Below are 1,447 nucleotides of genomic sequence, written 5' to 3'. Positions count from 1 at the left end.
TATACCCGGGCAAGAGACAATTCAAGAGAGCAATTCCAGCCTGCCATGGACAAAAGCCGTGGGCAAGGCATGGTCAAAGGAAGTTAGCGGCTACACAAGGGGACGCCAATTTCAGCAGAAGAGCTTGCATGTTCACGCACTTCGAAAAGCTTTTAGAGTTGCCAAGCCACTGATTTTAAATTCGGATCAGGGGTGCCAATTCACTAGCAATGAGTATGTTGAGTTTCTCAAGGGGAATAATATCTACCAAAGCATGGATGGCAAAAGTCGCTGGGCTGACAATATTATGATTAAACGTTGATTCCGAAGTTTCAAGTATGAAGAAGCTTATCTGACCCAATATGTCAACCTAAAAGAAGCGAGTCAAGCAATTAAGAAGTATATCCATACCTACAATTTCAAACGGCATCATTCATCAATTGATTATCAGGCGCCAGCTACGCTGTACTATCCGGCAATATTGATAGACTATGCCACGGCTTAAGGTTCATTATAAAATCTTTAAATTTCTGTCTTGATAAGTGAGCCATTATATCCGTGGAATAATGCTTACATTGAATCATTTCATGCATTGATAAAAAGAGAATGGCTGAACCGATATAGAATAAAAGACTTTAACCATGCATATACCTTGGTTTTTGAATACATTGAAACTTTTTATAACACAAAACGAATTCATAGTCATTGCGATTTTATATCACCTAATCAATATGAAAAAGAATATCTCAAATCAAATACACATTCTGCTTGAATTAAAAATCTGGTGGAGTTCTCTGTTTAACTGTACTTTTTCTTGACATAGTACCATACCTTATTATGGGGGAGTGAGTAGATTTAGGCAAATCTCTTTTTACACAAACTATTTTACACTCCCAGCTACACAGGTTATTTCACGACTGTGAAGTTTGAGTTAAATATAAAAAAGTAAGGTTTAATTATTATTATTAGATATATTAGGAGAAGTAATATGGTAAATATGAATTTAAATAGATTTAAAATAGCATTTATAATAAAAGTAAGTGATAATAATGAATGCATAAATACTTTAAATTCTTTGGCTGAGTTAATTATTCCTACTGGATATGAAGTGGAAGTAATTAAAATAGAAAATAAAAATAATATTGTAAAATCTTACAATCAAGCGATGAAATCTAGTATAGCCAAATATAAAATATATATTCGTGAAGGAATTAAAATTATTAATAAAAACTTTCTTGAAGATGTGATAAATATATTTAAGAAAAACTGGAATATTGGTATCATAGGAATGAGCGGAGTTAAAATTATTCCTACAAATGGCAATATTTTTTCAGCGATAGAACAAGTTGGTAAAATAATAATTGAAGGGAATATGACCTGATATACTAAAGTTGTAACACTCGGTGATAGTTTGGTAAAATCAATCTATCGGAGGATGTTACACATGACAAAACATTATGAGCCTGAG

Annotated in this window: 2 protein-coding genes and 2 pseudogenes; all 4 read left to right on the top strand. The window is 32.7% G+C overall.

Annotated elements, in window-relative coordinates; all coding sequences use genetic code 11:
* Nucleotides 1-301, top strand: a pseudogene (locus tag HNR32_RS13960) (hypothetical protein); the annotation flags it as partial.
* A 12-nt stretch (nt 302-313) separates the two neighbouring features.
* Nucleotides 314-484, top strand: a pseudogene (locus tag HNR32_RS14580) (integrase core domain-containing protein); the annotation flags it as partial.
* 30 nt (nt 485-514) lie between these two features.
* Nucleotides 515-751, top strand: a complete 237-nt coding sequence (locus HNR32_RS14575) for an integrase core domain-containing protein (RefSeq protein ID WP_196611195.1) — start codon at nt 515-517, stop codon at nt 749-751.
* A gap of 216 nt (nt 752-967) precedes the next feature.
* Nucleotides 968-1,360 carry a glycosyltransferase gene (locus HNR32_RS13715; RefSeq protein ID WP_183863622.1) on the top strand — a complete coding sequence of 131 codons (393 nt, stop codon included), beginning with the start codon at nt 968-970 and terminating at the stop codon, nt 1,358-1,360.
* The last annotated feature ends 87 nt before the right edge of the window (nt 1,361-1,447 follow it).

The sequence above is a fragment of the Pectinatus brassicae genome (assembly GCF_014201835.1).
GTDB classification, from domain to species: Bacteria; Bacillota; Negativicutes; order Selenomonadales; family Selenomonadaceae; genus Pectinatus; species Pectinatus brassicae.
Note: the sequence above shows the minus strand (reverse complement) of the source record. Positions and strands in the feature narration are given on the sequence as shown.